This window comes from Enterovirga sp. CN4-39, assembly GCF_049446235.1.
Taxonomy (GTDB): domain Bacteria; phylum Pseudomonadota; class Alphaproteobacteria; order Rhizobiales; family Beijerinckiaceae; genus Enterovirga.
In genome coordinates, this window is record NZ_JBMSEF010000016.1 from 37,842 (window position 1) to 61,836 (window position 23,995).

General features: G+C 65.8%; 21 protein-coding genes. 10 read left to right on the forward strand and 11 right to left on the reverse strand.

Features of this window, described 5'->3' with window-relative positions; all coding sequences use genetic code 11:
* The first annotated feature begins 99 nt into the window (after nucleotides 1-99).
* A complete protein-coding gene (locus tag ACO2SS_RS21745) occupies nucleotides 100-1,293 on the forward strand; it encodes an MFS transporter (RefSeq protein ID WP_423279922.1) in 1,194 nt (397 codons plus the stop codon).
* 299 nt (nucleotides 1,294-1,592) lie between these two features.
* Here the strand turns inward: ACO2SS_RS21745 and ACO2SS_RS21750 are convergent, their stop codons facing one another.
* The 6 genes from ACO2SS_RS21750 to ACO2SS_RS21775 form a co-directional block, all read right to left on the reverse strand.
* Complete coding sequence (locus ACO2SS_RS21750; RefSeq protein ID WP_423279923.1) at nucleotides 1,593-2,549, reverse strand: hydroxymethylglutaryl-CoA lyase; 957 nt, start codon at nucleotides 2,547-2,549, stop codon at nucleotides 1,593-1,595.
* A 45-nt stretch (nucleotides 2,550-2,594) separates the two neighbouring features.
* The gene (locus tag ACO2SS_RS21755; RefSeq protein WP_423279924.1) at nucleotides 2,595-3,647 is read right to left on the reverse strand and encodes an alcohol dehydrogenase; all 1,053 of its coding nucleotides are present in this window, start codon (nucleotides 3,645-3,647) and stop codon (nucleotides 2,595-2,597) included.
* 98 nt (nucleotides 3,648-3,745) lie between these two features.
* Nucleotides 3,746-4,954 carry an ABC transporter substrate-binding protein gene (locus tag ACO2SS_RS21760; RefSeq protein WP_423279925.1) on the reverse strand — a complete coding sequence of 403 codons (1,209 nt, stop codon included), beginning with the start codon at nucleotides 4,952-4,954 and terminating at the stop codon, nucleotides 3,746-3,748.
* Nucleotides 4,955-5,028: 74 nt separating this feature from the next.
* Nucleotides 5,029-7,002, reverse strand: coding sequence for an acetyl/propionyl/methylcrotonyl-CoA carboxylase subunit alpha (locus tag ACO2SS_RS21765; protein ID WP_423279926.1), 1,974 nt, complete (start codon nucleotides 7,000-7,002; stop codon nucleotides 5,029-5,031).
* Complete coding sequence (locus ACO2SS_RS21770) at nucleotides 6,999-7,799, reverse strand: enoyl-CoA hydratase/isomerase family protein (RefSeq protein ID WP_423279927.1); 801 nt, start codon at nucleotides 7,797-7,799, stop codon at nucleotides 6,999-7,001. The genes ACO2SS_RS21765 and ACO2SS_RS21770 overlap by 4 nt, the downstream gene beginning before the upstream one ends.
* An 11-nt stretch (nucleotides 7,800-7,810) precedes the next feature.
* A complete protein-coding gene (locus tag ACO2SS_RS21775; protein WP_423279928.1) occupies nucleotides 7,811-9,421 on the reverse strand; it encodes an acyl-CoA carboxylase subunit beta in 1,611 nt (536 codons plus the stop codon).
* A gap of 228 nt (nucleotides 9,422-9,649) precedes the next feature.
* On the opposite strand from ACO2SS_RS21775, the gene ACO2SS_RS21780 reads away from it, so the two are divergent.
* From ACO2SS_RS21780 to ACO2SS_RS21815, 8 genes are all read left to right on the forward strand, one after another.
* Entirely contained in the window at nucleotides 9,650-10,348 is a 699-nt protein-coding gene (locus ACO2SS_RS21780) for a glutathione S-transferase family protein (RefSeq protein ID WP_423279929.1), read from the forward strand.
* Nucleotides 10,349-10,490: 142 nt separating this feature from the next.
* Nucleotides 10,491-11,099, forward strand: a complete 609-nt coding sequence (locus ACO2SS_RS21785; protein ID WP_423279930.1) for a TetR/AcrR family transcriptional regulator — start codon at nucleotides 10,491-10,493, stop codon at nucleotides 11,097-11,099.
* A 131-nt stretch (nucleotides 11,100-11,230) separates the two neighbouring features.
* Nucleotides 11,231-11,440, forward strand: a complete 210-nt coding sequence (locus ACO2SS_RS21790; RefSeq protein WP_423279931.1) for a biotin/lipoyl-binding carrier protein — start codon at nucleotides 11,231-11,233, stop codon at nucleotides 11,438-11,440.
* 120 nt (nucleotides 11,441-11,560) lie between these two features.
* Nucleotides 11,561-13,141 carry an acyl-CoA carboxylase subunit beta gene (locus ACO2SS_RS21795; protein WP_423279932.1) on the forward strand — a complete coding sequence of 527 codons (1,581 nt, stop codon included), beginning with the start codon at nucleotides 11,561-11,563 and terminating at the stop codon, nucleotides 13,139-13,141.
* A 41-nt stretch (nucleotides 13,142-13,182) separates the two neighbouring features.
* On the forward strand, nucleotides 13,183-14,793 hold the full coding sequence (locus ACO2SS_RS21800; protein ID WP_423279933.1) for an AMP-binding protein: 1,611 nt from the start codon (nucleotides 13,183-13,185) through the stop codon (nucleotides 14,791-14,793).
* Nucleotides 14,794-14,851: 58 nt separating this feature from the next.
* Nucleotides 14,852-15,529 (forward strand): energy-coupling factor ABC transporter ATP-binding protein, encoded by a 678-nt coding sequence (locus tag ACO2SS_RS21805; RefSeq protein WP_423280010.1) that lies wholly within the window; start codon nucleotides 14,852-14,854, stop codon nucleotides 15,527-15,529.
* Nucleotides 15,517-16,116: a CbiQ family ECF transporter T component gene (locus tag ACO2SS_RS21810; protein WP_423279934.1), complete on the forward strand. Its 600-nt coding sequence runs from the start codon at nucleotides 15,517-15,519 to the stop codon at nucleotides 16,114-16,116. Before ACO2SS_RS21805 ends, ACO2SS_RS21810 begins: the two co-directional genes overlap by 13 nt.
* Nucleotides 16,117-16,133: 17 nt before the next feature.
* A complete protein-coding gene (locus tag ACO2SS_RS21815; RefSeq protein WP_423279935.1) occupies nucleotides 16,134-16,688 on the forward strand; it encodes a biotin transporter BioY in 555 nt (184 codons plus the stop codon).
* Between the two features lie 311 nt (nucleotides 16,689-16,999).
* On the opposite strand, the gene ACO2SS_RS21820 is transcribed toward ACO2SS_RS21815, so the two are convergent.
* A complete protein-coding gene (locus ACO2SS_RS21820) occupies nucleotides 17,000-17,455 on the reverse strand; it encodes a carboxymuconolactone decarboxylase family protein (protein WP_423279936.1) in 456 nt (151 codons plus the stop codon).
* Nucleotides 17,456-17,639: 184 nt separating this feature from the next.
* Between ACO2SS_RS21820 and ACO2SS_RS21825 the strand changes: the two genes are divergently transcribed.
* Complete coding sequence (locus ACO2SS_RS21825; protein ID WP_423279937.1) at nucleotides 17,640-18,530, forward strand: sigma-70 family RNA polymerase sigma factor; 891 nt, start codon at nucleotides 17,640-17,642, stop codon at nucleotides 18,528-18,530.
* 66 nt (nucleotides 18,531-18,596) lie between these two features.
* On the opposite strand, the gene ACO2SS_RS21830 is transcribed toward ACO2SS_RS21825, so the two are convergent.
* The 4 genes from ACO2SS_RS21830 to ACO2SS_RS21845 all read right to left on the reverse strand — a co-directional run bounded on the left by ACO2SS_RS21830 (nucleotide 18,597) and on the right by ACO2SS_RS21845 (nucleotide 23,637).
* Complete coding sequence (locus ACO2SS_RS21830; protein WP_423279938.1) at nucleotides 18,597-19,346, reverse strand: SDR family oxidoreductase; 750 nt, start codon at nucleotides 19,344-19,346, stop codon at nucleotides 18,597-18,599.
* 563 nt (nucleotides 19,347-19,909) lie between these two features.
* Nucleotides 19,910-20,746, reverse strand: a complete 837-nt coding sequence (locus ACO2SS_RS21835; protein WP_423279939.1) for an alpha/beta fold hydrolase — start codon at nucleotides 20,744-20,746, stop codon at nucleotides 19,910-19,912.
* 211 nt (nucleotides 20,747-20,957) lie between these two features.
* The gene (locus ACO2SS_RS21840; protein WP_423279940.1) at nucleotides 20,958-21,875 is read right to left on the reverse strand and encodes an MBL fold metallo-hydrolase; all 918 of its coding nucleotides are present in this window, start codon (nucleotides 21,873-21,875) and stop codon (nucleotides 20,958-20,960) included.
* 214 nt (nucleotides 21,876-22,089) lie between these two features.
* Nucleotides 22,090-23,637: an adenylate/guanylate cyclase domain-containing protein gene (locus tag ACO2SS_RS21845; protein ID WP_423279941.1), complete on the reverse strand. Its 1,548-nt coding sequence runs from the start codon at nucleotides 23,635-23,637 to the stop codon at nucleotides 22,090-22,092.
* Nucleotides 23,638-23,995: the final 358 nt, after the last annotated feature.

Consider the following 23,995-nt stretch of genomic DNA (forward strand, 5'->3'; position numbering starts at 1 on the left):
AGCGCTGGCGCTTCAACGGTCTCCGGACTGCCACTCTAAGACCATCTGCTCTGCGACTGACGCATTTGCCCCTTACTCTCGAGAGCGCTAGGCCGGGTCATGTCGACAGCTTCCCTTGCGCCCTCCGTAGCCCGGCCTGTTATGCCCGTGCTGGCGGCTCTAAGTGTTGCGCATCTTCTGAACGACACTCTTCAGTCGATGATCCCGGCGATCTATCCGCTGGTGAAGGACGTTTATCACCTGGATTTTGCGCAGGTCGGCCTCATCACGCTCGCCTTCCAGGTCACTTCCTCGATCCTCCAGCCCCTGCTCGGGTACGTCACTGACCGGCGGCCGTGGCCGCATGCCATGGTCGCCGGCATGGGAGCCACGCTGGCCGGTATACTCGGACTCTCGTTTGCCACGAGCTACGGGACGGTGCTGGTCTCGGCTGCACTCGTGGGGCTGGGTTCGGCCGTGTTCCACCCCGAAGCAACTCGGATGGCCCGGCATGCCGCGGCCGGACGGCAGGGCCTAGCGCAAGGCGTGTTTCAGATCGGCGGACACGTCGGGTATTCGCTCGGCCCGCTCCTCGCCGCCGCCGTCGTCGTGCCGAACGGCCAGGCGAGTCTGTCCTGGTTTTCCGGCGTAGCGCTCGTGGCGATGGCCCTGATGGCCTGGACCGTGTCGCTCTACGTGAACTCGCACCGTGAGCACGTCCCTACCGGAGAGAAGCCCGGGGAGGCTCCGCAGGCACTGATGCCGGCTGGCCGCGTCGCCCTCGCAATGGCCGTCCTGATCGTGCTCTTGATCTCAAAGAACGCCTACCAGGCGAGCTTCACGTCCTTTTACACATTCTATCTCATCGAGCGTTTCGGCGTGAGCGTGCAAGTCTCGCAGCTGATGCTGTTTGCATTCCTGCTAGTCGGGGCTGTCGGGGTGATCCTGGGTGGCATGTTGGGTGACCGGATTGGGCGTGATCGCATCATTTGGATTTCGATCCTTGGTGCGCTGCCATTCACCCTCATTCTGCCGCATGCGGACTTGTTCTGGACAGGGGTGCTCAGCTTGCTCGCCAGCTTCATCATGGCCAGCGCATTCTCGGCGATACTGATCTACGCCATCGACCTCGTGCCTCACCGGGTGGGACTTGTCGGGGGGCTTTTCTACGGCCTGTCTTTCGGCCTTGGCGGCCTTGCGGCCGGCGGGCTCGGGCTTCTGGCTGACCGGATCGGCATCGTTGACGTGTTTCGCCTCTGCGCATGGCTCCCGGCGATCGGGCTCCTGACCTTCCTCTTGCCGCGGCGGGCGTAACGTCGCTCAGGAACGGTCGGCACTGCCGCAAGCCTTATGTGATAGATGCGCCAGAAGCGGAACTGGGATCAGCGCCCGGGAGCGGACATTCCGCTAAGCGCCGAGAGCGGCTACTCCCGCGCCTAGACGTTGCTCCCGAGACTAGACGTTGCTCCCGAGAGTTGACATTCGCGCCGCCTCGCAACGCACGAGCGCTCCCAAGGCACAGTCGTTATCGACCGCAAGATCGCGAGACGACGGCGTAGAGGACTGGATCTCGACGCTCCGACGCGAGGATGCGTGGGCGAACTCGATCTTCGTTAACTGTCATTCCTTGCACGATACGGTTGGAGACTACCCGCGTGCATCAGCTTGCCGGGCAGCGGATGGCCGACGATTCGCTCCGCCATCCGCGCGCATTCGATAAGACGCTCGAGGTCGATCCCGGTCTCAATGCCCATCTCTTCGCACATGTAGACCAGATCCTCGGTACAGATGTTTCCCGCCGCACTTTGGTGGCCAGCGAAGGGGCAGCCCCCCAGGCCCGCGCAGGAGCTGTCGAAATAGTCGATCCCCATCTGCAGCCCGGCGAGGGCGTTGGCCATGCCGGTTCCGCGCGTATCGTGAAGGTGAAGACCTAGGCGCAGGTCGGGCCAGCGCTCACGAACCGTGCCGACGATGCGCTCGACCGTTGTCGGGTTCGCCCAGCCCATAGTGTCCGCGAGGCGGACGCAGCTGAGCTGGAGTTCATACTCCGCCGCGAGATCGAGCAACACCCCGACGCATTCTCGTACGCGCTCGGATGAGATGAAGCCCTCGTAGTTGCAGCCGAACGCCGTCATAACGATCGCATCGGTCACGGCGATGCCGCGAGCCTTACAGAAATCGAGCGTCTTGCGCTGCTCCGCCAGTGTTTGTGAGGTGTCGCGATTGGTGTTCCGCAGCGAGAACGTCTCGGATGCGCTCAGCTGGATGCTGCCGACAATGTCGAGCGGGGTGGCGACCGCTCGCTCCAGCCCGCGCTGGTTCAGCCAGATGCATGTGTAGCGGACGTCCGGGCGACGCCGGATGGCACGGGCGACCTCGTCGGCGTCGGCCCAGCCGGGCACGCGACGCGGATCAACGAAGGAGGCGGACTGAACCTCTCGAAGACCTGTTTCGGCCAGCGCCTCGATGAATTCGACCTTGGCAGCCGTGCTGATCGGTCCCGGTTCGATCTGAAAGCCTTCGCGTGGGCCTTCCTCGTGGATCTCGACGCGTTTCGGACGGTCCGCCATGCTGCTCTCCCGAATACTCTGGGCCGAAACGCCGGTTCCGTCGCGTCAGCGCGCCAGGACCAACCGGCCGCTCACACCGCCGGCGCGAAGCCGGTCGAGGGCGATATTGACGTCGTCAAAGGCGATCGGCTCGACCGGCAACGGGGGCACACCGACCGTCCGGACAAGCTCGACGAGTTCCTTGAGCTCGCCCAGGCTGCCGACATAGGAGCCGCGGATCGTGATGGCCCGCTGCACGAGTGGCGGCAGCGGGATCCGCAGCTCGCCCCCGAACAGGCCGACCACCACGCAGGTCCCGCCTTTCTTCAGTGAGGCGAAAGCGAGTTCCGTAGTGCTGCCGGTCCCGACGAAATCGATGGCAGCGGCAACCCCTCCGGCCTGAGCGAGCTTAGCAGCAGCATCCGGGTCCCCTGGATCGAGCGCCAACGTCACGCCCTGCGACAGGGCGGTCGTCCTCTTGTCGCTCTCGAGATCCACGCCCGCGATGCGCTGGAAACCGAGTGCACGTGCAATCTGGACCGCGCTCAGGCCGACGCCACCGAGGCCGATGATCAGGAGGAGGTCCCGCTCCCTGTCGATCCCGACCTTGCGCAAGGCGCTGTACGCCGTGAGGCCAGAGCAGGCGTAAGTGGCCGCGACCGTCGGATCGATCCCTTCGACGGGGATCAAGTAGCGCGGATGCGGAACCAGGCATTGCCCAGCGTAGCCGCCGGGGCGGAACACGCCGAGCGAGCGCGGGGCCGTGCAGAGGTTGTCCTGCCCGTCGCGGCACACCTCGCAGGATCCGCACCCGATCCAGGGATAGACGAGAAACGTCCTGCCGATCTCCGCATCGTCAATCGGTGCGTCGGGTCCCTTCGCCGTCAGCCGGCCAAGCACCTCGTGTCCGAGCACCACGGGCGGTTTGATGCCGCGATCCGCGAGGCTGAGGCGCTTGCCCCCGCCGAGGTCGTAGTATCCGTCCTGTAGATGAAGGTCGGTGTGGCACACCCCGCACCGCGTCACCTCGAGGACCACCTCGGTCCCGGTTGGGATCGGGTCGGAGCAGTCGATCGCGACAAGCGGCTGGCGGAACTCGGCGACGGCATGGGCGCGCATGGTCTTTTTCAATCGTCCCGGATGATGCTGAGTGCTGCCTCGCTAGCCGCGAGATGACCGCGCGGTACCTGCCGGCACCGCGCGGGTCCACCTTCCGACTACTTCTTCTTGACGAGCGGGCATTCGCTCGCTTCGAGGGACACGAAGGCGTCCTTGCCAGGGATGTTGCGAACGGGCTTGTAGAAGTCCCACGGCCCCTTTGACTCCGCCGGGCTCTTCACCTGGTATAGCGTCAGATCGTGGATGAAGCGGCCATCGGCTCGGATTGGTCCGGTCTGGCCGAAGAACTCCATTGGCATCTCTTTCATCTTAGCGACGACCTTCTCGGACTCGTCCGTCTTCGCCGCCTCGATGGCTTTCAAGTAGTGGACCACGGTTGCGTAGGTGGTCGCCTGTTCACGGGTCGGCATCTTGCCGAATTTGTCGGCGAACCGCCGTGACCAGGCCCGAGCCTGATCATTCATGTCCCAGTAGAACCCTTCCGTCAGGAGAAGGCCCTGGGCTGCCTGCAATCCAAGCGCATTTATCTCGGAGATGAACATGATCAGGCCGACGAGGCGTTGCCCCCCTGCGAAGATGCCGAATTCGCCGGCTTGCTTGATGGCGTTGACGGTGTCGGCCCCAGCGTTCGCCAAACCGATCACCTTTGCTCCGGATTGGCTGGCCTGAAGCAATTGCTGGCCGAAATCGGTCGTGTTCTGAGGATGCTTGGCCGAACCGAGGACCTTCCCGCCAGCCGCCTCGATGATCTTGCGGCTCTGGGCCTCGATCAGGTTGCCGAACGCGTAATCGGCCGTGATGAAGTACCACGTGTCGGCACCGCTCTCGACCACGGCCTTGACGGTTCCGTTCGTCAGTGCGTGCGTATCGTCGGACGTCTGGATGCTGTAGGGCGAGCAAGCGGCTCCGCTCAATGCCTCGCTGGCGGCGCCGGAGATAAGAAACACCTTCTTCTTGTCTCGGACGAGCTGCTGCACACTGAGTGCAACCGAAGATGTTGGAACGTCCGCAACGGCATCAACGCGTTGCTCATCGAACCATTGACGAACGATCACCGACCCGATGTCGGGCTTGTTCTGGTGGTCTGCCGACACGATCTCGATGGCGGCCCCGTTGACCTTGCCGCCGAAATCCTCGGCAGCCATCCGCGCCGCGAGAACCGAGCCCGGTCCCGCGAGATCCACGTACGGGCCGGATTGGTCGTTTAGCACGCCGATCCGTACCACACCGTCGGAAATCTGAGCCTGTGCGCCCGTCGAGAGCGCAACCGCGGCCAGCAACGGTATGATTTTCCAACCCTTGAGCATCGTTTCTTCCCTCTCGATTATGATCTCTTGCAGGTTCCGCGGCCGAACAAGGCGCGGACTGACACGCGAATCGATTAGTTCGTAGCGGCAGGAGCGTTCTCGTCCGCGATCTCCATGAGGAGATCGCGGGCCGCGACCTGGTCGCCGACGGCGACCGCGACTTTGCGAACGATTCCCGCCTGGGGCGCCAGAATGCGCTGCTGCATCTTCATCGCCTCGAGCACGGCGACGAGTTGCCCCTTCTCGACCGTCTGGCCTTCGACGACCTCCAGGGCCGTGACCTGGCCGTTCATGGGTGCCCGGGTCACACCGCCGGAGCCGGCAGCACGGCCGGCAGCAGGCGCATATGTTCGGTCCTCGGCGAGCCGGGTGCGGCCATCGAGATCGATGAACAGCCGGTCGCCGCGGCGCAGGAGACGCAGGGGACGCCGAAGGCCGTCTATCGTGACGGCGTGCGCGTCGGGGCCGGGTGGAAACGCGACGATTCGGACAGCATCGCCGATCGTAACGCGCCAGCCGTCCGCTTCTGCCCGCGCCGTTGCGGCAAGCTCCGCCTCGCCCGTTCGCAAGATCAGGGTGGGAGCGAGCCAGGCCGGTCGCAGGCTGGGCGCACTGCCGGCGCCACAGAACACGGCGGCTGCCACGGCCAGTGCATCGGTGGCGTCGGTTGCATCATGCCAGCCCTGAGGGAAGCGGCTCGCGATGAAGCCCGTCGTCGCCGCTCCTGCCGCGAACACGTCGTCGCGCAGCACGTCAAGCAGGAACGACTTGTTGGTAGTCAGCCCGAAGAGCGTTGTATCCTCGAGCCCGAATACCAGGCGGCGCCGCGCTTCCTCGCGGTCCGCCCCGTGAGCGATCACCTTCGCGATCATCGGATCGTAATAAGGCGTGACCTGATCGACGGGATTGAGCCCGTGGTCCGTGCGCAGGCCCGGCGCTTCCGAGGGCGACCACCGGGCGACCTCACCGGTCTGAGGCAGGAAGCCTCGCGCGGGGTCTTCGGCGTAGAGGCGCACCTCTATTGCGTGGCCCTCGATCCGCACGTCGTCCTGCCGCAGGGGCAGCGGGCGGCCCGCCGCGACGGCGAGTTGCAGGGCCACCAGATCGAGTCCGGTCACGAGCTCCGTCACCGGATGCTCCACCTGGAGGCGGGTGTTCATCTCGAGGAAGTAGAAGTCGCCGGACCGGTCGAGGAGGAATTCCACCGTGCCGGCGCCGACATAGGAGATGGCGCGTGCCGCCTGCGTGGCAGCCTCGCCCATCGCGGCACGCAGGCTCGCATCGACGGCCGGAGAAGGGGCTTCCTCCACCACCTTCTGATGGCGCCGCTGGATCGAGCAGTCGCGCTCGCCAAGGTGGATGACGTTGCCCTGATGGTCGCCGAAGACCTGGATCTCGACATGGCGCGGCTCGACGACGGCCTTCTCGAGCAGGAGGGTGCCGTCGCCGAATGCGTTCTTGGCCTCGGACCGCGCGGCCTTGAGGGCTGCGGCGAGCTCGGCCGGGTCGTTGACCAGGCGCATGCCGCGCCCGCCTCCGCCCGCCGACGCCTTGATCATGACAGGATAGCCAATCCGCTTCGCTTCGGCCGCGAAGGTAGCGTCGTCCTGATCGTCGCCCTGATAACCGGGAACGCAGGGCACGCCGGCGTCGATCATCCGCCGCTTGGCAAGGGCCTTGTCGCCCATTGCCCGGATCGCATCGGGTGACGGGCCGATGAAGACGAGCCCGGCCTGGCCGCAAGCTTCGGCGAAGGCCGCGTTCTCGGACAGAAAGCCGTAGCCCGGATGAACCGCCTGGGCTCCGCTCTTCAGCGCCGCCGCGATGATCTCGTCGCCTTTGAGATAGGAGCGGCTCACCGGAGCCGGGCCGATCTCCACCGCGGCATCGGCTAAGCCGACGTGGCGCGCGCCGCGATCGGCCTCGGAATGGACCGCGACCGTCCCGTACCCCATGGCTCGGGCCGTCCGGATCACCCGGCAGGCAATCTCACCGCGGTTGGCGATCAGAATGCGGTCAAAGCGAAACATGTCGTTGGTTGCGGTCATGGCAGCTCTACCCAGCTCGGCCGCCGCTTCTCCAGGAAGGCGGATACGCCTTCGCGTCCCTCGGCGTGGTCCAGCCGGGCCAGGAAAGCCTCGGCCGCGCGCTCCCGGAATTCGCCCGAGACGGGCCAGGCGAGATTGCGGAACAGCGCTTTGGTCTCGGCATTCGCGGCCCGGGCGCAGCGCCCGATTCCGGCGAGCAGCTCGGCGAGTCGCTGCTCCAACGCCTCGGCAGTGTCGCTGAGCTCGTCCAGAATGCCGATCTCGTGAGCGGCTTTGCCGTCGAGCCGGGCTGCCGTCAGCGCCAGGCGGGTGGCCGCCCTCGCGCCGATCCGGCTCGCGACATGGGGCGCGATCTGCGCGGGCAGGAGGCCAAGCGTCGTCTCGGACAGGGAGAAGCGTGCTTCCGGAGTTCCGAGCACGATGTCGGCGCAGGCCGCAAGGCCGAAGCCTCCTCCCATCGCCGGCCCCTGCACGACGGCGACAGTGCAAACTGGCATCTCGGCGAGCCGAGCGAAGAGCGCCCCGGCCTCGGCATTTACGGCCCGGATGGCACGCCGCCCCGCTTCGCCCTCGCCGATGCGTTCGACGGTGGCTGCAAGGTCCGCTCCTGCGCAGAACGCATTGCCGGCGCCGCGAAGCACGACGGCACGCAGCTGCTCGTCCGCCTCGGCACGCGCGAGCGCGGTGTCGAGCGCGGCCACCATGGGGTCGGTGAGTGCGTTCCGCCGCTCGGGATCGTTCAGGGTGAGCGTGAGGACGAAGCCTCGACGCTGCTCCAGGACAAGGGGAGATGTCATCGGTAGCGGGGTCAGAAGCGGGCGACGCCGAACGTGGACGGGCGCGGCTCCTTGGCGGCTCCCATCTCGATCGTGTCGAGGCAGTGGATGAGGACGTCGCGCGTATGCCGAGGATCGATGATCCCGTCGTCCCAGAGGCGCGCCGTGGTGAAGAGCGCGGTCGACTCGCGCTCATAGGCGGCCCGGATCTCCGCCCCGCGGGCCTCGATGGCGTCGCGGTCGGGTTCGGTCCCCCGCCCGCGCGCCGCGTCCTCGGCGACGAAGCCGAGCACCTTGGCCGCCTGCTCGCCGCCCATAACGGCCAGCCGGTTCGTCGGCCAGGAGAAGATGAACCTCGGCCCGAAGGCCCGGCCACACATGGCGTAGGCACCCGCCCCAAAGGCTCCGCCCATTTGGATCGTGAGCTTCGGCACGGTGGCATTGGTCACGGCCTGGATGAACTTCGACCCGTGCTTGACGATGCCCGAAGCCTCCGCCTCCGTGCCGACCATGAAGCCTGTCGTGTTCTGGAGAAAGACAATCGGGATGCCGCCCTGGCAGCAGGCCTGGATGAACTGCGTGGCCTTGTTGGCTCCGGCGGAGTCGATCGGGCCATTATTGCCGATCAGACCGACCGCATGCCCGCCGACGTGAGCCTGCCCGCACACCGTCGCGAAGCCGAAATCGGGCTTGAAATCGAGGAAGTCCGACCCGTCCACGACCCGAGCGATCACGGCCCTCACATCGTAGGGATGCCGGTAATCCGTGGGTGCGAGCGCGAGGATGTCGTCCGCCGACCGCAGAGGGGCATGTCCGCCGACAGCAGGGCGAGCGAGCTCGGGAACGACCTTGGCGACGAGCTCGCGCGCGAGCCGAATGGCGTCGCCATCGTCCTCGGCAAGGTATTCTGCGAGCCCTGTCGTCGAGGCGTGCAGCTCCGCGCCGCCGAGATCCTCATCGTTCGCGATCTCGCCTGTCGCGGCACGCAGAAGCGGCGGCCCCGCCAGGAAGACCTTCGACCGCCCGCGGACCATGATCACGTAGTCCGACATCCCGGGCTGATAGGCACCGCCCGCCGTGGACGAGCCGTGCACAACCGCGATCACGGGAACGCCCGCGGCCGACAGCTTCGCGAGGTTGGCGAACTGCTTCCCACCCTCCACAAAGAGTTCCGCCTGGAGCATCAGGTTGGCGCCCGCGCTCTCGACCAGCTGGACGTAGGGCAGGCGGTTTTCCAGCGCGATTTCCTGCGCGCGCACGATCTTGCGGATGCCCATGGGATGCATCGCGCCGCCCGCGATGCCCGCATCATTCGCCATGATCATCACGCGCCGGCCAGACACCTCGCCGATCCCGGCGATCACGCCCGCGCCCATGACGCGATCAACGCCGTCGTCGTCGTGCATACCGAGGCCGCACAACGTCGAGAGTTCGAGAAAACTGGTGTTGCGGTCGAGGAGCAGGCTCACGCGCTCGCGCGGCAGCAACTGGTTGCGCTTGCGCATACGCGCCTCGGCCTTCGCCGAGGTGGCAACGACCCTCGCCTCCAGCGACCGCACCTCGTCAAGCAGGACCAAGTGACCCTCGCGGTTGGCGCGCGATTGGGCGTTGTTCGGCGGCGGGGAGATGTCGAGCGTGGGCATCGACGGGCACTTCCTGGAACGTGATTACGGGCCGCCCCAGAGGGAAACCCGACTTTTCTGATCAACCGCGGCGAGGCCTCGATACGGCGGCACGAGCGACACTCGACCCACTCGTAACGGACCGACCGGGCAATTCCGATATCTACCGACGGGTATATGTTTGTTCCTGGGGTGTAAAGAGGCTATACGCGTCGGAACAAGTCTGGATCGGCGGCGGGAGATGCGCCTATGAGGCTGTGGCACTGCGTTGATGCACGCTCGTTTCGCGTGCTGTGGGCACTCGAGGAGCTCGGGCTCGACTACGAGTTGATCCTCCTCGGTTTTCCGCCTCGGGTCCGCGATCGCCGCATCTTCGAAGTCAATCCGCTCGGGACTGTTCCGGCGTTCGAGGCGGGCCGGACCGTGATGACCGAGTCCAGCGCGATCTGCGAATGGCTGGCGGAGCAGCATCCTGCTTCCAGGCTCTCCGTGGCGACAGACGAGCCCGCGCGCGCCGAATACCTGAACTGGCTTCACCAGGCGGACACGACACTCACCTTTCCGCAGGCCGTTCATCTCCGTTACGCCTATCTCGAGACGGAGGATCGGCGGCTCCCACAGGCGGCGGAGGATTACCGGCGCTGGTTCCTCGGTCGCCTAAAGCTGCTCTCGAGCGCCCTCGCCAGCCGCGACTACGTGTGCGCCGGCCGATTCACGATGGCCGACATCGCCGTTAGCTACGCGCTGTCGCTCTCCGAAGACCTTGGACTGGATGCTGACCTCCCCGGGGTAGTGCGCGCCTATCTCAGGCACGTCACCGACCGGGACGGATGGCGACGGGCAAAGGCTGCCCAGGAAGAGGCCGCACGTGCGGCAGGGCTCCCGGTCGAAGCTCCGGCACGCCTCCTCCGGCGATCCGTGCTGGCGGGCTCGCCTGACGCCGCCTGATTCGGCATCGGGAACCCACGCCGAAATCGCCCGGACGTTTGCCGCGGCACACCGCCGATCACCGCCGCTCGAGGCTTGTCGCAGGTGATCGGAATCAATACCGCTCGGTAGGGTTTTCTCTCACCATCAAGGGCGCAGGTGCATGGCCGTCGGGCTGAAGGAAGAAGCGCTTGAGTTTAAGAAGAACCGCATCCTCGAGGTTGCGAGCGAGCTCTTCTTCCGAAAGGGCTTCACGCGAACCACCCTGGAGGAGATCGCGACGGCGCTCTCCGTCACGAAGCCGTTCATCTACCAGTATTATGCGACAAAAGCCGATCTCCTGGCAGACGTGTGCCTGAGGACGACGGCCCTTGCCGCGGAACGAGCGCGCCTTGCCCGCGAGAACCGGGGCACGCCCACCGAAAGGCTCAGGCGATTCGTCAACAGCCTCGCTCACGAGGTGATCAAGGGCCGCATCTACCTCGCCGTCTACTTTCGCGAGGAACAGCACCTGCCAGAGGCAGCACGGCTGAAGCTCCAGGAAGACCATCGCCGCTTCAACCGCGCCTTGATGGATCTTCTCGAAGAAGGTCGCGCGTCGGGCGAGTTCACCATCTCCGACCCTCTCGTCGCGATGCAGGCGATCACCGGTATGACAACCTGGGCGTTCTTCTGGTTCCGCCCGGATGGCCGGCTGACGGCCGAGGCCGTTGCAGACGAGATGGCTCTACTCGCGATGCGTGCAGTCGGCGCAAGGTCGAAGCGGAGGTAAATCGTCGACCCGCTACCAAGACACAGCGGTTGCATCTACCGGCGTACATTGATATCTACTGACGGGTAGAAATTATTCCCTCTTAGGCTGGTGCTGTCCGGCTGGCGAGCGGAGGCGGGCAGGAACGCGAGATGGACTTGAAGGCCGAGATGGCGGGCACGGTCATGGCGTTGACCTGCGGGCCGGGTGATGCGGTAGGCGCCGGGGATGAACTCCTCGTCCTCGAGTCGATGAAGATGGAAGTGCCGCTCTTGGCTCCGATGGCTGGCACCGTGCAGGCGATCCACGTCGAGGAAGGCGAGGTCGTGCAGGAAGGCCAAATTCTCCTGTCCCTCGGCTGACCCTGGCCGACATCTGCGGGCCTGGCCCCACACATGCCCGTCGCGCCGGGCGCAGGATATCTCGCCTGTAGCCAAAGTACGGCGCGCCGGCGGGCTTGCTCCAGTTTGAGATAGTCTTCGATGAACATGCAACGAGTCAGCACGAAGCCGGCGGAGCCCGCGACCATGGAGGAACTGGTCACCGAGCACGGCCGCTGGACGGCCAAGGCGATGTCGCTGGGCGGCACCGAGAAGGTCGCGCGGCAGCATGCGCTGGGCAAGCTGACCGTTCGCGAAAGGATCGAGCGCCTCCTGGACTCAGGCAGCTTCCACGAATACGGCCGCTTCACCTCGCACTATACCCAAGACATCCCGACAGTGGAGACGATCACTCCGGCAGACGGCGTCGTGATGGGGTTTGGCCTCATCGACGGGCGCCACGTCTGCGTAGTCGGTGAGGATTTCACGATCATGGGCGGCTCCCATGGCGTGATCAACGCGCGCAAGAAGCTGCATGCGATCCAGATGGCGCGGCGTGAGCGCGTTCCGTTGATCTGGCTGCTCGACGGAGCAGGCGCACGCGGGCAGGAACTGATGAACGACGGCCTGCCCGACGTAACGCACTTCCTCGAGCAGGCACGGCTCTCCGGCACCGCGCCCCAGATCGGGCTCGTCCTCGGCCCCTGTGCCGGCGACAGCGCGCTTGTCGCCGCCGGCAGCGAGTTCGTCGTGATGCGCAAGGGCACGGCGATGATGGCTGCGGGGGGGCCTCCCGTAGTCAAGGCCGCGACCGGAATCGAGGTGACAAAGGAGGACCTGGGAGGAAGCGCGATCCACACGCAGGTCTCCGGGGTGGCCGACAACGAAGCCGAGACGGACGAGGAGGCCCTCGATCTCGCGCGCCGCTTCCTTTCGTACCTGCCCCAGAATGCCTGGAACTGGCCCGAGCGCGGAACTCCTGCCGAGCCGGAAGCGATCGACCTCGGGCGGATCGTCCCGGCGCAGAAGCGCCGTGCCTACGACATGAAGATGCTGATCCGTGGCATCGTCGATGCGGGCAGCTTTTTCGAGATCAAGCCGAACTACGCGAAGATGATGATCACTGGACTGGCCCGGATGGATGGTCACCCGGTCGGGATCGTCGCGAACCAGCCGCTCGTCCATGCCGGCGCGATCACGGCTGCCGCAGCGCGCAAGGCGCAGCATTTCATCGAGCTCTGCTCGGCCTATCACGTTCCTCTGGTCTTTCTGCAGGACGTTCCGGGCGTGATGACGGGGCCCCAGGCCGAGAAGGAGGGCACGCTGCGAGCCGGCCTCTCGCTAGTGAACTCCCTGGCCTGGAGCGAGGTGCCGAAAGTCACGATCGTGATCCGGAAGGCGTTTGGTTTCGCCGCATGCGCGATGGGGGGCTGGGGCGGCGAGCAGAGCTATGTGGCGGCCTGGCTCACGGCAGATTTCGCCTCGCTGCCGGTGTCCGGGGGTGTTGCCGCCGCGTTCAAGCGCGAGATCGAGGCGGCTCCCGATCCGGCCCAGGCGCTGCGCGAGATCGAAGCGCGCTTCGTCGGAGGGACAGGCCCCTACAACGCCGCGGCCCGGTTCACGGTTCACGACGTGATCGCACCTAGCGAGACCCGGGGTCACATCCTGCACGCTCTGTCGCTCGCCCGTTCGCGGCGAAGCGCGCAGCCGCAGCCAGTGGCGAAGTACGGCGTCTCCCCCTAGCCGGGGAGACGAAACGGGGGGGAGGGAAGAAGAGGATGACGATGGGACGGAAAGACCCGCGGATTCCGGCTCGGGAGGAATGCACGGTCCGCTCCCTTCTCGACCGGTGGGCAGGGGATCGTCCGGATGCGCCCTACGCCGTCTTCTGGCGCGGGCCGACGATCAGCTTCCGGGAGATGCGCGAGCGCGCGATGAAGATCGCGGCGGGCCTCGCAGCCTTGGGTGTCAGGCAGGGCGACAACGTCGTCGTCTGGCTTCCGAACGGGGTTCGCTGCCTCGAGACTTGGTTCGGGATCAACTGGCTCGGCGCAGTGTACGTCCCGATCAACACCGCCTATCGCGGTGGCGTCCTCCAGCACGTCCTCAATAATTCCGGCGCCGGCCTGATCGTTGCCCATGCGGGGCTGGTCGAGCGACTGACGGACGTGGAGTGCCCCGCCCTGAAGACGGTGGTGGTCGTCGGTGGCTCCTCACCCGCGATCAAAGGGCTTACGATGCTGCCCGAGAGCGCGCTGGACGGAGATCCGGCAGCCGTGCCCGAGCTCGAGCGCCCGATCGAGCCGTGGGACCTGCAATCGATCATCTACACCTCCGGCACCACCGGGCCGTCCAAGGGCGTCATGTCGAGCTACGCCCACCTGTGGGCGATGTCCGGCCCGCAGGCCTTCAAGATGGTGCGGGAGGACGATCGCTATCTCTGCAACCTTCCGCTCTTCCACGTCGGCGGCACCATCCCGGTCATGGGCATGCTCTCGCGCGGCGGGTCCGTCTCGCTGATCGAGGCGTTCAGCACGTCCGACTTCTGGGGCCAGGTGCGCGAAACGGAATCAACCTGCGTCCTGCTGCTCGGCGCGATGCCGACCTTCATCGTCAAGCTGCCGCCGAGCGAGCGCGATCGCGATCACACGCTGCGCACCGTGATCATCGTACCGCTGGCAGAGAACGCCCAAGCCTTCTCTGAGCGGTTCGGGGTCACCGTCTGGACCCTCTACAACATGTCGGAGATTTCGACGCAGTTGGTCTCCGGCCCCAATCCGCCGCGCACCGGCATCTGCGGCAAACCACGCGAGGGCGCCCATGTGCGGCTCGTGGACGAGAACGATTGCGAGGTTGGGCCGGGCGAGGTCGGAGAGCTGATCGTCCACGCGCATGATCCGTGGTCGCTGAATAGCGGCTATTATCGCAACGAGGCCGCGACCGCGAAGGCTTGGCGGAATGGCTGGTTCCACACGGGCGATGCCTTCCGTATCAACGAGGAGGGCGACTGGGTGTTCTTCGACCGGATGAAGGACGCGATCCGGCGCCGGGGCGAGAACGTCTCCTCCTTCGAGGTCGAGGCCGAGGTGGCGAGCCATCCGGCCGTGAACGAGGTCTGCGTGGTGGGCGTTCCGAGCGAGTTCTCCGAGGAGGAGCTTCTCTGCGTCATTGCCTGCGTGGACGGGATGAGCCTTGATCCAGCCGAGCTCATCGAGTTCCTGCGGCCCCGCATGGCGCATTTCATGATCCCGCGTTACGTCCGGATCGTGGACGCTCTGCCCCGGACGCCGACGGCCAAGATCCGCAAGCACGTCCTGCGCGAAGAAGGCGTCACGCAGGATACCTGGGATCGGGAGGCGGCAGGAATCCGGATTCGCCGAGAAAAGATTGGCTGAGTGCGCGCAGGCGCGTCCCGATCCGCAACCGGTCTGGGGGGCTCTGCGCGGCGTTGGCGTGTCGTTCGACGGGCGAGCGACGATCGACGGAATCTCGCTCGACCTCTCGGAGCGGCGGATTGGGCTCATCGGCCGGAACGGGTCTGGAAAAAGCACGCTCCTACGTCTTCTGGCCGGTCTGATCGCGCCGGACCGCGGCGAGGTGCGGCTCTGGGGTTTCAACCCGGCGCGGGATCGGCGCCGCGCGGTCGCCGCGCTCGGGGTGCTGTTCCAGAACCCGGACCATCAGATCATCTTTCCGACCGTCATTGAGGAACTGGTCTTCGGCTTGCGCAGCATCGGGATGACGGCCCGCGACGCTGCAACCCGGGCCATGGAGGTGCTCGCCGAAGCAGGGCACGCCGACTGGCGCGACCGGCCCTGCCATCAGCTGAGCCAGGGGGAACGGCACCTCCTATGTCTGCTTGCCGTCACCGCGATGGAGCCGCGCGCCATCCTTCTCGACGAGCCGTTCACGGGGGTCGACCGGCCGACGAGCCGCTGGCTGCGCAACTGGCTGGAGAGACTTGATCCGCTGACCGTCTTGGCAACCCATGAGATGGCACTGCTCCGGGGCGTGGAGCGTGTGATCTGGATCGATCGGGGACGAGTGCTGGAGGACGGTCCCCCAGCCACCGTGATCGCCCGATACGAGGCCGAGATGGACCGGCTCGCGGAGCGGCCATGCTTGCCCTGACCCTGCCACAGCCGACGCGCTGGCATCGGATCCCGGCTGCATCGAAGCTCGCCATTCTGGCCGTGTTCGCGACGGCTCTCGCCGTGATCGACGATCCTCTCCTCCTCGCCGTTGCAGCAGCGCTCAGCCTCTTGCCTTGGCTCACCGAAGGAGCCGTGCTCCGCCAGCACGCGCTCCGCCTTGCCTGGCCACTCGCACCCGTTCTGGGCCTGCTCATCGGCTGGCACGCGCTACGTGGCGCCCCATCGGAGGCGGTACCCCCGGCCCTGCGACTGGTTGCGACCGTATCGCTGGCCACTTTGGTCACCGCCACGACGCGCCTCGATGCGCTCGTCTCGGTGCTCGTGCGGGTTCTCCGTCCGCTCGAGCGGCTCTCGTTGTCGCCGGAGACCCTGGCGCTTGCGCTTGCGCTTGTCGTTCGCTCGATCCCGGTTCTGCTGGACCGTGCGAGTCGCCTCACGCTGGCGTGGCGCGCCCGATCGGCGCGACGCGCAGGATGGCGGCTCGCTTTTCCGCTCGCCCTATCGGCTCTCGACGACGCCGACCGAACGGCAGAGGCGCTGCGGGCCCGCCGCGCCGAGCCCTGATCGAGGCATTCCCAAGCATGACCGTCGCCCTTACGCGAATTGCCCTCTTTGCCGCGCTGATCGCCGTGCTTGGCATCGTGCCTCGGCTCGAACTCGCGGCGGGAGTTCCGATCACGGCGCAATCGCTCGCGGTCATGCTGGCGGGAAGCGTTCTGGGAGCCCGACGGGGAGCTCTGGCCGTGTTGCTGTTCCTGACCCTGGTCTTGCTCGGACTGCCCTTGCTCGCAGGGGGGCGGGGTGGGCTCGGTGTTCTGGCGGGCCCGACCGTCGGATACATCATCGGGTTTCCGATCGCCGCGTTCGTGATTGGTTTAATCGTCGAACGCCGCGGTCGCATCCCGATCGCCGTCGCCTCCTTCATCGGGTCCGTCGCAGGCGGACTCGTCATCCTCAACCTGCTCGGCGCCCTCGGCATGGCGTGGCGGCTGTCCGTGCCCTTCGCGGAAGCACTCGCGCTCACTCTTGCCTTCGTCCCGGGAGACCTCGTGAAAGCCGCTCTGGCCGCGATACTCACCCAGGCGCTGGCGAGAGCAAGGCCGCAGCTGTGGCAGAGGGAGACCAGGCCCGCTTAGGCTGCTGTGCCACTGCAGCGCTGGACGCACCGCTCACTTCATATGACGGCTTTGACGGTTTCCCTCTCCAGAGCGGACCTTCCGCTTGCGGCGAGGATGCGCCAACAGCGGAACTTGGGTCAGCGCCCGAGAGCGGACATTTCGAACTGCGCCCAACTCAGTCATTCCCAGAGGCCGCGGCTCCGCCCGAAAGCAGCCGCGGCCTCTGAGGTTTGTATGCCCACAAGAGACTGAAAAGCTTCCAGTCTTCCTCCCCCCTCGGAAGCCTCGAATGCTGCCGTCACTTGATCGGTAAGGTGCGGAAAAGCGGATCAGGCCTGCGCCTTAACCGGGAGGCGAAACGGAGCGCCGAGTCGGTTGAACGCGTTCATCGCCGCGATGGTGATCGTGAGGTCCACGAGATCCTTGGCGGCAAAGGCCGAACTCGCAGCCGCGTAGGCCTCGTCGGAAGCGTGTGCCTCGCTGACCCGCGTGACTTCCTCCGCCCATGCGAGGGCTGCGCGATACCGATCAGGGAACAGGTGGGGCACCTCGGCCCAGACCGGAACCAGGACGACCTTCTCGAACGACATTGTCTTGAGGAGGTCTCGGGTATGCAGGTCGATGCAATGCGCGCAGCGATTGATTTGCGACACGGGCAGAAAAACCAGGTTGATCAGTTCGTGAGGTAGCTCGGTACCCGTAGTGATGTAGTGGTGGATGCCGAAGAGCGCCTTCGCACCCTGCGGCGCCACCTCGTTCCAAACCAGCCGGTCGATCTGGCCCATAACAATACAATGCTCCAAACGCCGGGGATCAGCGTCCGCAGCCATGACTTGCGGACAGGCGCTGGTGTGACATGCCACGGGCGCTCCCGTTGGACGCGGCCGATGTCACGCCTGGGCATCTCCGCTCGTCTTGTCCTCGGGATCGGGATGCGCAAGCGTCAAAAACGCTGGATGTGGTGTCGCCATGGATACGATGCGGCTAGACGCGGCGGACGACCGGCAGACCGCCGACTTCGAAGAGGAGCGCAAGCGTCTGACACGGCTGGCCTACCGGATGACGGGCTCAATCGCCGAGGCGGAGGACGTCGTGCAGGACGCGTGGTTGCGGTGGGTCGGGGTCCACGGCGGCGTCAGTTCGCCTCGCGCTTATCTTACCCGCATCGTCACGCGTCTGTGCATCGACCCGCGCCGCTCGGCACAGGCTCGGCGAGAAACTTACGTCGGTACTTGGCTACCCGATCCTCTGGTCGGATCCGTCGAGCCGAACGAGATGGTCTCGGACGACGTCACCGTCACGCTGATGCTCGCCCTTGAGCGCTTGTCGCCTCTGGAGCGCGCAGCCTTCCTCCTGCACGACGTGTTTGACGTGCCGCTGTCAGAGGTGGCAGCCGCCCTCGACCGCGAGCCTGCCGCCGTCCGCCAACTCGCGTCGCGAGCCCGCAAGCACGTGCGGACCGCGCGTCCCCGGTTTACGGTCGAGCCAGCTGACGCGGAGCGGATCACCCGTGCCTTCTTCGTCGCCGCACGCGATGGCGACGTCGAGACGCTCTCGGCACTGCTGGCCAGGAACGTCGAGATCCATTCCGATGGCGGCGGGAAAGTCCTCGCCTTCCGCAACGTCGTCCACGGCATCGAGCGAGCTTTGCGCCTGTTCGCGGCGCAAGGTCGCAAGCAAACCGTGCCTCCGAAGCTTCTGCGCGTCGTCTCCATCGATGGCCTGCCGGGCCACATCAGCATCGATCCTGGCGGTGCGCTTCAAACGACGGCGCTCGGCATCCAAAATGACACGATCACTGCGATCTACATCGTCAGAAATCCTGAGAAGTTGAAGCATCTGGCGGCGGAAATGAATTAGTCGACGCCGATCTGCCCGAAGGTCCCTCGGCTCTCGTGCATGGTTCTGTTGCGAGCGAAGCCGCCGTCAGAGCTCGGCAAGCCAAGCGTCGAAGCGCGTGCGCCCGATACGTGCCGCCCCGTCATTAGCTGGAACGAGCGAGCCCACTTCCAGCGGGGTGCCGAAATAGAGGGCTGTCCGGTCGGCCGACACCGCTCGGCCATCGCCGGAAGCCGCGGCGCGCTTTGCGACGAACTCACGGAACGGCAACCTCTCGGGGCCGGCGATCTCAACAGTGGCGTTGGCGGGCGGCGCAACGGCCACGTCCGCCAGCGCCGAGGCGACATCGCTCGCGGCGATCGGCTGCAAGTTGGCATCCGGCACGAGGAGCCGATCGCCTGCGACGGAGGCTTCGGAGATGGTGGCGACGAACTCGAAGAACTGCGTGGCTCGAACGATGGTGTATGGGATCCCCGCCGCCTTGATCAGTCGCTCTTGCGCGACCTTAGCCCGAAAGTAGCCGTTCCCTTGGAGGCGATCCGTACCGACGATCGAGAGGGCAACGTGGTGCTTCACGCCCGCTTGCCTCTCGGCAGCGATGATATTGCGGCCGGACCGTTCGAAGAAGTCGAGCACCGCAGTATCTGCGAATGATGGAGCATTAGAAACATCGACGACGACCTCGGCACCGGTAAGAACCCTGGCGAGGCCCTCACCCGTGTAGGCGTTCACGCCTGTGCTGGGGGAGGCAGGGACCGCCCCGTGGCCCATGCGCAGCAGATCAGCGGTCACCTGCCTGCCGATCAGCCCGCTGCCGCCGACCACAACGATCTTCATGGCACTCGCTCCTCGGAACGCTCCCAGGCGGACAATGCGCTCGGTCTCTCGCTCGAAGACAGGACGAGGTAGGATTAGGCCTTGTAACATCGAGCCGATAATTTCCGGTCAGGTGTCCGATCCCATATCCGGCTCCGCGCCGAAGCGGCTGTCCAGTCGAGCCGGCCGGCTCCTTCGAAGCGGCCTAGGTTCTGACCGGGCTCAAGCTCGTACTCAGGTAGCGAACGGAGTTCGCGGGGTTCCCGGCAGCAACTTCGCCTTTCGGCCCACCTGCGGCTGTTGAGCGGCGGATCGGGCGAAAACCAGGGGCGTGCCAGAAACGCGGCCCCTAATGTGATGTGCTTGGCCTGTGCGCCGACTATTCGGCGCGAGTGCCACCACGATGCCTCTGCCCTTTAATTGATCGTAGCGGGGCGTCTATGATCCGCTGAGCGATAAGCCGCGGGAGAAGGCGAGGCGCGGTTAAGCTCAGCGGCCAACATCTGCCGATCGCGGTGGCGCCGTCTTAGGGGCCCGGCAAAAGGGCGGATACCCGCAAAGCCGGCTCCAGCGCGTTCGGACGTTCAGCTCTTGATGAAAGCAAGCAGATCCGGATTGACCACGTCCGCATGTGTGGTGAGCATGCCATGCGGAAATCCCTCGTACACCTTCAGAGTGCCACTCTTTAGCAGCTTGATCGAAAGCAGCGCGGAATCCGCGATTGGCACGATCTGATCATCATCGCCGTGCACAACGAAGGTCGGCACGTTGATGACCTTGAGATCCTCGGTGAAATCGGTTTCCGAGAACGCCTTAATGCCATCATAGTGCGCGTTGGCAGCGCCCATCATGCCCTGCCGCCACCAGTTCTGGACCACGGCGGGTATGGGGGTCGCACCAGGTCGGTTGAAGCTATAGAAAGGCCCGGTCGGCAGATCGACATAGAATTGCGAGCGGTTGGCCGCGAGCGCCCGGCGCAGGCCGTCGAACACCTCGGTCGGCAGCCCACCCGGGTTAGCAGCGCTCTTGACCATAACGGGCGGCACCGCCCCAACGATGATCAGCTTGGACACGCGGCCCGCCGTCTGGCCGTGGCGGGCAACATAGTGCGTTGCCTCGCCACCGCCGGTCGAGTGACCGATATGCACGACGTTCCAGAGGTCAAGATGCTCGGCTACAGCAGCGGCATCCGCTGCGTAGTGATCCATGTCGTGGCCGTCGCTCACCTGTGTCGAGCGACCATGTCCACGCCTATCATGGGCCACGACCCGATAGCCTTCCGCCAGAAAGAATAGCATCTGGGTGTCCCAGTCATCAGCTGATAGCGGCCAGCCGTGATGGAACATGATCGGCTGGGCATCCTTCGGCCCCCAATCCTTGTAGAATATCTCTACGCCATCGGTGGTGGTGATCGTGCTCATCGGCGCTCTTCCTTTCTAGTTTGCAGTGGGAGGGATCGGCCGAACACCGATCTGGTGCCTTCGGCCGCTGGCATCAGAAGGGTGGTGGCCACGCTCCAGCCCCAGCAGGGCGTTGCGTCAGGTGGCTGAGACAATCCCTTGGCGGCCGGCAGACCGGTAGGGGCAGCGTCCACACTAGCCGTTACGCCACGCACAGCGGAGCGCACGCCGGCTAATAGTCCCAGAAGACCGGGACCCAGCGGAAGGTATCGCCCTCGGCGGCGACCCGACCGACGGATGGGAACGGCAGGTGGGTGGCCACCAGCTGCTCGCCGGTCGCCGCAAGTTCCGTCAGAAGACGGATGCGGACACGGGCGGCCTCCTCGGGGTCGTGCTCGAACCCGTTGTGCCAGTCGGGGTGCTCGAACCCGACCGCGAATACAGCGTCGCCCGCGAAGGTGAGGCGGTCGCCCTTAGACCCCAGACGAACGACGCTATGCCCGGGTGTGTGGCCGCCGGTCCGGCGCACGACCACGCCCGGGGCTACCTCGTGCTCCTCGTCGAACTGGCGGAGCTGGCTGCGGTATTCCTGCACAAAGCGCTTGGCAGCCGCTCGAAGCGCATCCGGAAAGCCGGTGGGCATATGTACGTGACTGAAATCCGGCGAATTCCAGAACGCGACCTCGGCGGCTGCCACGTGGATCTGCAGGTCCGGGCGGAGCCGCTCCTTCACCCCGTCGACGAGCAGCCCACCGACATGGTCCATGTGCATGTGGGTCAGCACGACGTCGGTCACGGAGGAGAGGTCGATGCCGGCGCCCTCCAGCCGCTGGATCAGCTGCCCAGCGCGCGGCAGGTTCAGATCAGGATCCAGCCCGAGCCCAGCATCGATGAGGATGGTCTGCGTGCCGCTTTGGACCAGAACGACGTTCAGCGACCAATCGAAGGAATCCGCCGGCAGGAACATGTCGTTCAGCCAGGCCGTCCGGGCAGCCTTGTCGACGTTATGTCCCAGCATCTCGGTCGGCAGCGGCAAGACGCCATCGCTGATCACTAGCACGTCGATGTCGCCGACCTGCACCGCGTAGCGCGACGGCACCAATTCCGTCGAACTCAGCCGGGCGTCGTGCGAGTTAATGTTCAGTCCCATGATCGTCTCCTTGCAGGTGCCGCGAAGAACGGCAACGATCAAAGGTAACTTTGCGCGAAGATGAGAGCGATTGGGCCGAGGGACAGCTTCACCTATTCGAGGGCATAGGGCGCGGAGTGTAGCCTTCGAACTGCGTGCAGCCCATGCACCCGGAGTTTTGCGGCAGATGCGAGCGGCCTGCTGCCTCCACCATCGCCGTGCGAATGACCGGCACTCAGCAATGAGCGTGAGACACGCGATCTTCCGGACAGGCTTCGGGTTCCGCCGAAGCACGTAGGGCATCGCACGCGCGATCGAGCGTCCAAACCTCGACCGGTCTTGCCCGTCCGCGAACGACGATCGGCGCCCCCGCGGGAACCAGCTCGACTGCAAGCTCGCCCACCTCCTCGCGAACGCGTGCGATCAGCTCCTGGCTGACGACTAACGGAGTACCGAGACGGCGGGTCAGGGACTCCAGGCGGCTCGCCGTGTCCACGGTGTCACCGAGAACCGCGAGCTCCAGCCGCTGCTCGTTCCCGATTTCGCCGAGCACCACGGGCCCGAAATGGAGGCCGATCCCGACGCTCAGCCGCGGCTCGCCGATTGCGCACCGTTTCGCGTTCCAGGCCTCCAGCTGTTCCAGCATCGACTTGGCGCAGGCGAGCGCGTCAGTGGCATCGCGGGTGCCTGGGCGCGGTGTGCCGAAGGTGGCCATCACGCTGTCGCCTACGAACTTGTCGAGGGTTCCGCGGTGCTCGAAGACGCAATCGGCCATGCGCTGGTGGAACCCGCGCAGCAGTCGAATGACGCTGGACGGTGGTATGGTCTCGCACAAGCCCGTGAAGCCGACGATGTCGACGAACAGGACCGCGACCCTTTGCGTCCGGACAGGGCCGAACGGATCGTCGATCTCGGCGAGCTCGTCGACGAGGTTTGCAGGGACGAAGCGAGCAAGGTTGTCCCGCGTGCGCTCGATGCGTGCCTGGATCTCAACAAGGCGTTGGATCCGGCCGACGATCACGGCCAAGATTCCGGCGATCAAAAACCCGGTGAAAATATTGGAAGCCCAGCCGGCCGTGTCGATGAAGCGGGCATCGAGGTAATGCGCGAGATCCTCCGGGTCGCTGCCGGGCAGTCCGAAGCCCAGCAGCGCTCCGGGCTGCCACGCGAGGAGCGCGACCCCGCAGCTCCAGGTCGCCGCGATGATGATGGTAGCCCCGATGACCAGCGCCGGGGAGAGCGTGAAGGTTGCCCATGCGATCAGCAGGATGAAGAACGGAAAGGCCGGAGGCCGAAGCTTCATCTGGATCGGCCAGGGAGGATGATCGAACGGGTTCGGAACGAGCAGCGTGATCGTCAGCAGGATGGCGTTCGCCAGCACGAAGCCGAGCACCAGCCAGGAGGGCGTCGGCCGGCGTGCAAGCCAGGCCCACCCGGCGGCAAGCCCGATGAACCCCGCAACCAGGGCAAGATAGAAGATCGCCCCCGGCCAGGGGTGGACCAGGGCGCACCAGACCGCAACGGCCACATAGGCCAGCGTCAGGGCATGTGCTCCGGTGCGGCCGCTCCGCTGCCGCTCCTCGGCTAGGGCGGCCGCGGCCCGGCTGTCGAGATTGCCGGAGCGGCGCGGCTTCGCGGGAGGGCGGGGTTTCCACCCCCAGGATCGCGTCTGTTTCCCGGACAGCCGTGGCACGCCAGGCGAACGGAGAAGCCGGGCAAGGCGATGCGGCCCGTCTTGTGCTAGCGCGGCCACTACCGAGTCACGGATCGCCTTGTCCGGCATGATTAGCATCCAATCGCTGCGCAGGGCTGGCCAGATCAGGCTGCGCGGAGGCCGGCCCTGGCATCGAGAGCTTGTCGCTGAGATCCTGCCCTGCCGGTATGATGCTCCGGGATAGGTAGACCGATCCGGCCGTCGGGCTTTTGTCGGCTTCCCGCGGGACCATCGCGCGCGATGCATGGATTTCCATAGGGTGCAGCCAGCGGGCCGTGGACCTACGATCCCGCCGCATGAGCGCCAATCCAGGGGCCGAGGCCCGTGCAGAACGGTTCCACGCCCCAGCCTTTGCCGGACAGGAGCACGCGACGGTGACAGCTCTGCTGCGGGACCGGCCCCAGGCCGTGGCCATCCTGGCCTCCCT

Coding starts and splice junctions, on each gene's coding strand:
- ACO2SS_RS21815 (WP_423279935.1), top strand. CDS start 16,134: ATGACCGTCGCCCTTACGCGAATTGCCCTCTTTGCCGCGCTGATCGCC.
- ACO2SS_RS21825 (WP_423279937.1), top strand. CDS start 17,640: ATGGATACGATGCGGCTAGACGCGGCGGACGACCGGCAGACCGCCGAC.
- ACO2SS_RS21790 (WP_423279931.1), top strand. CDS start 11,231: ATGGACTTGAAGGCCGAGATGGCGGGCACGGTCATGGCGTTGACCTGC.
- ACO2SS_RS21795 (WP_423279932.1), top strand. CDS start 11,561: ATGAACATGCAACGAGTCAGCACGAAGCCGGCGGAGCCCGCGACCATG.
- ACO2SS_RS21750 (WP_423279923.1), bottom strand. CDS start 2,549: ATGGCGGACCGTCCGAAACGCGTCGAGATCCACGAGGAAGGCCCACGC.
- ACO2SS_RS21770 (WP_423279927.1), bottom strand. CDS start 7,799: ATGACATCTCCCCTTGTCCTGGAGCAGCGTCGAGGCTTCGTCCTCACG.
- ACO2SS_RS21830 (WP_423279938.1), bottom strand. CDS start 19,346: ATGAAGATCGTTGTGGTCGGCGGCAGCGGGCTGATCGGCAGGCAGGTG.
- ACO2SS_RS21845 (WP_423279941.1), bottom strand. CDS start 23,637: ATGCCGGACAAGGCGATCCGTGACTCGGTAGTGGCCGCGCTAGCACAA.
- ACO2SS_RS21760 (WP_423279925.1), bottom strand. CDS start 4,954: ATGCTCAAGGGTTGGAAAATCATACCGTTGCTGGCCGCGGTTGCGCTC.
- ACO2SS_RS21745 (WP_423279922.1), top strand. CDS start 100: ATGTCGACAGCTTCCCTTGCGCCCTCCGTAGCCCGGCCTGTTATGCCC.
- ACO2SS_RS21755 (WP_423279924.1), bottom strand. CDS start 3,647: ATGCGCGCCCATGCCGTCGCCGAGTTCCGCCAGCCGCTTGTCGCGATC.
- ACO2SS_RS21810 (WP_423279934.1), top strand. CDS start 15,517: ATGCTTGCCCTGACCCTGCCACAGCCGACGCGCTGGCATCGGATCCCG.
- ACO2SS_RS21800 (WP_423279933.1), top strand. CDS start 13,183: ATGGGACGGAAAGACCCGCGGATTCCGGCTCGGGAGGAATGCACGGTC.
- ACO2SS_RS21840 (WP_423279940.1), bottom strand. CDS start 21,875: ATGGGACTGAACATTAACTCGCACGACGCCCGGCTGAGTTCGACGGAA.
- ACO2SS_RS21820 (WP_423279936.1), bottom strand. CDS start 17,455: ATGGGCCAGATCGACCGGCTGGTTTGGAACGAGGTGGCGCCGCAGGGT.
- ACO2SS_RS21775 (WP_423279928.1), bottom strand. CDS start 9,421: ATGCCCACGCTCGACATCTCCCCGCCGCCGAACAACGCCCAATCGCGC.
- ACO2SS_RS21785 (WP_423279930.1), top strand. CDS start 10,491: ATGGCCGTCGGGCTGAAGGAAGAAGCGCTTGAGTTTAAGAAGAACCGC.
- ACO2SS_RS21765 (WP_423279926.1), bottom strand. CDS start 7,002: ATGACCGCAACCAACGACATGTTTCGCTTTGACCGCATTCTGATCGCC.
- ACO2SS_RS21780 (WP_423279929.1), top strand. CDS start 9,650: ATGAGGCTGTGGCACTGCGTTGATGCACGCTCGTTTCGCGTGCTGTGG.
- ACO2SS_RS21835 (WP_423279939.1), bottom strand. CDS start 20,746: ATGAGCACGATCACCACCACCGATGGCGTAGAGATATTCTACAAGGAT.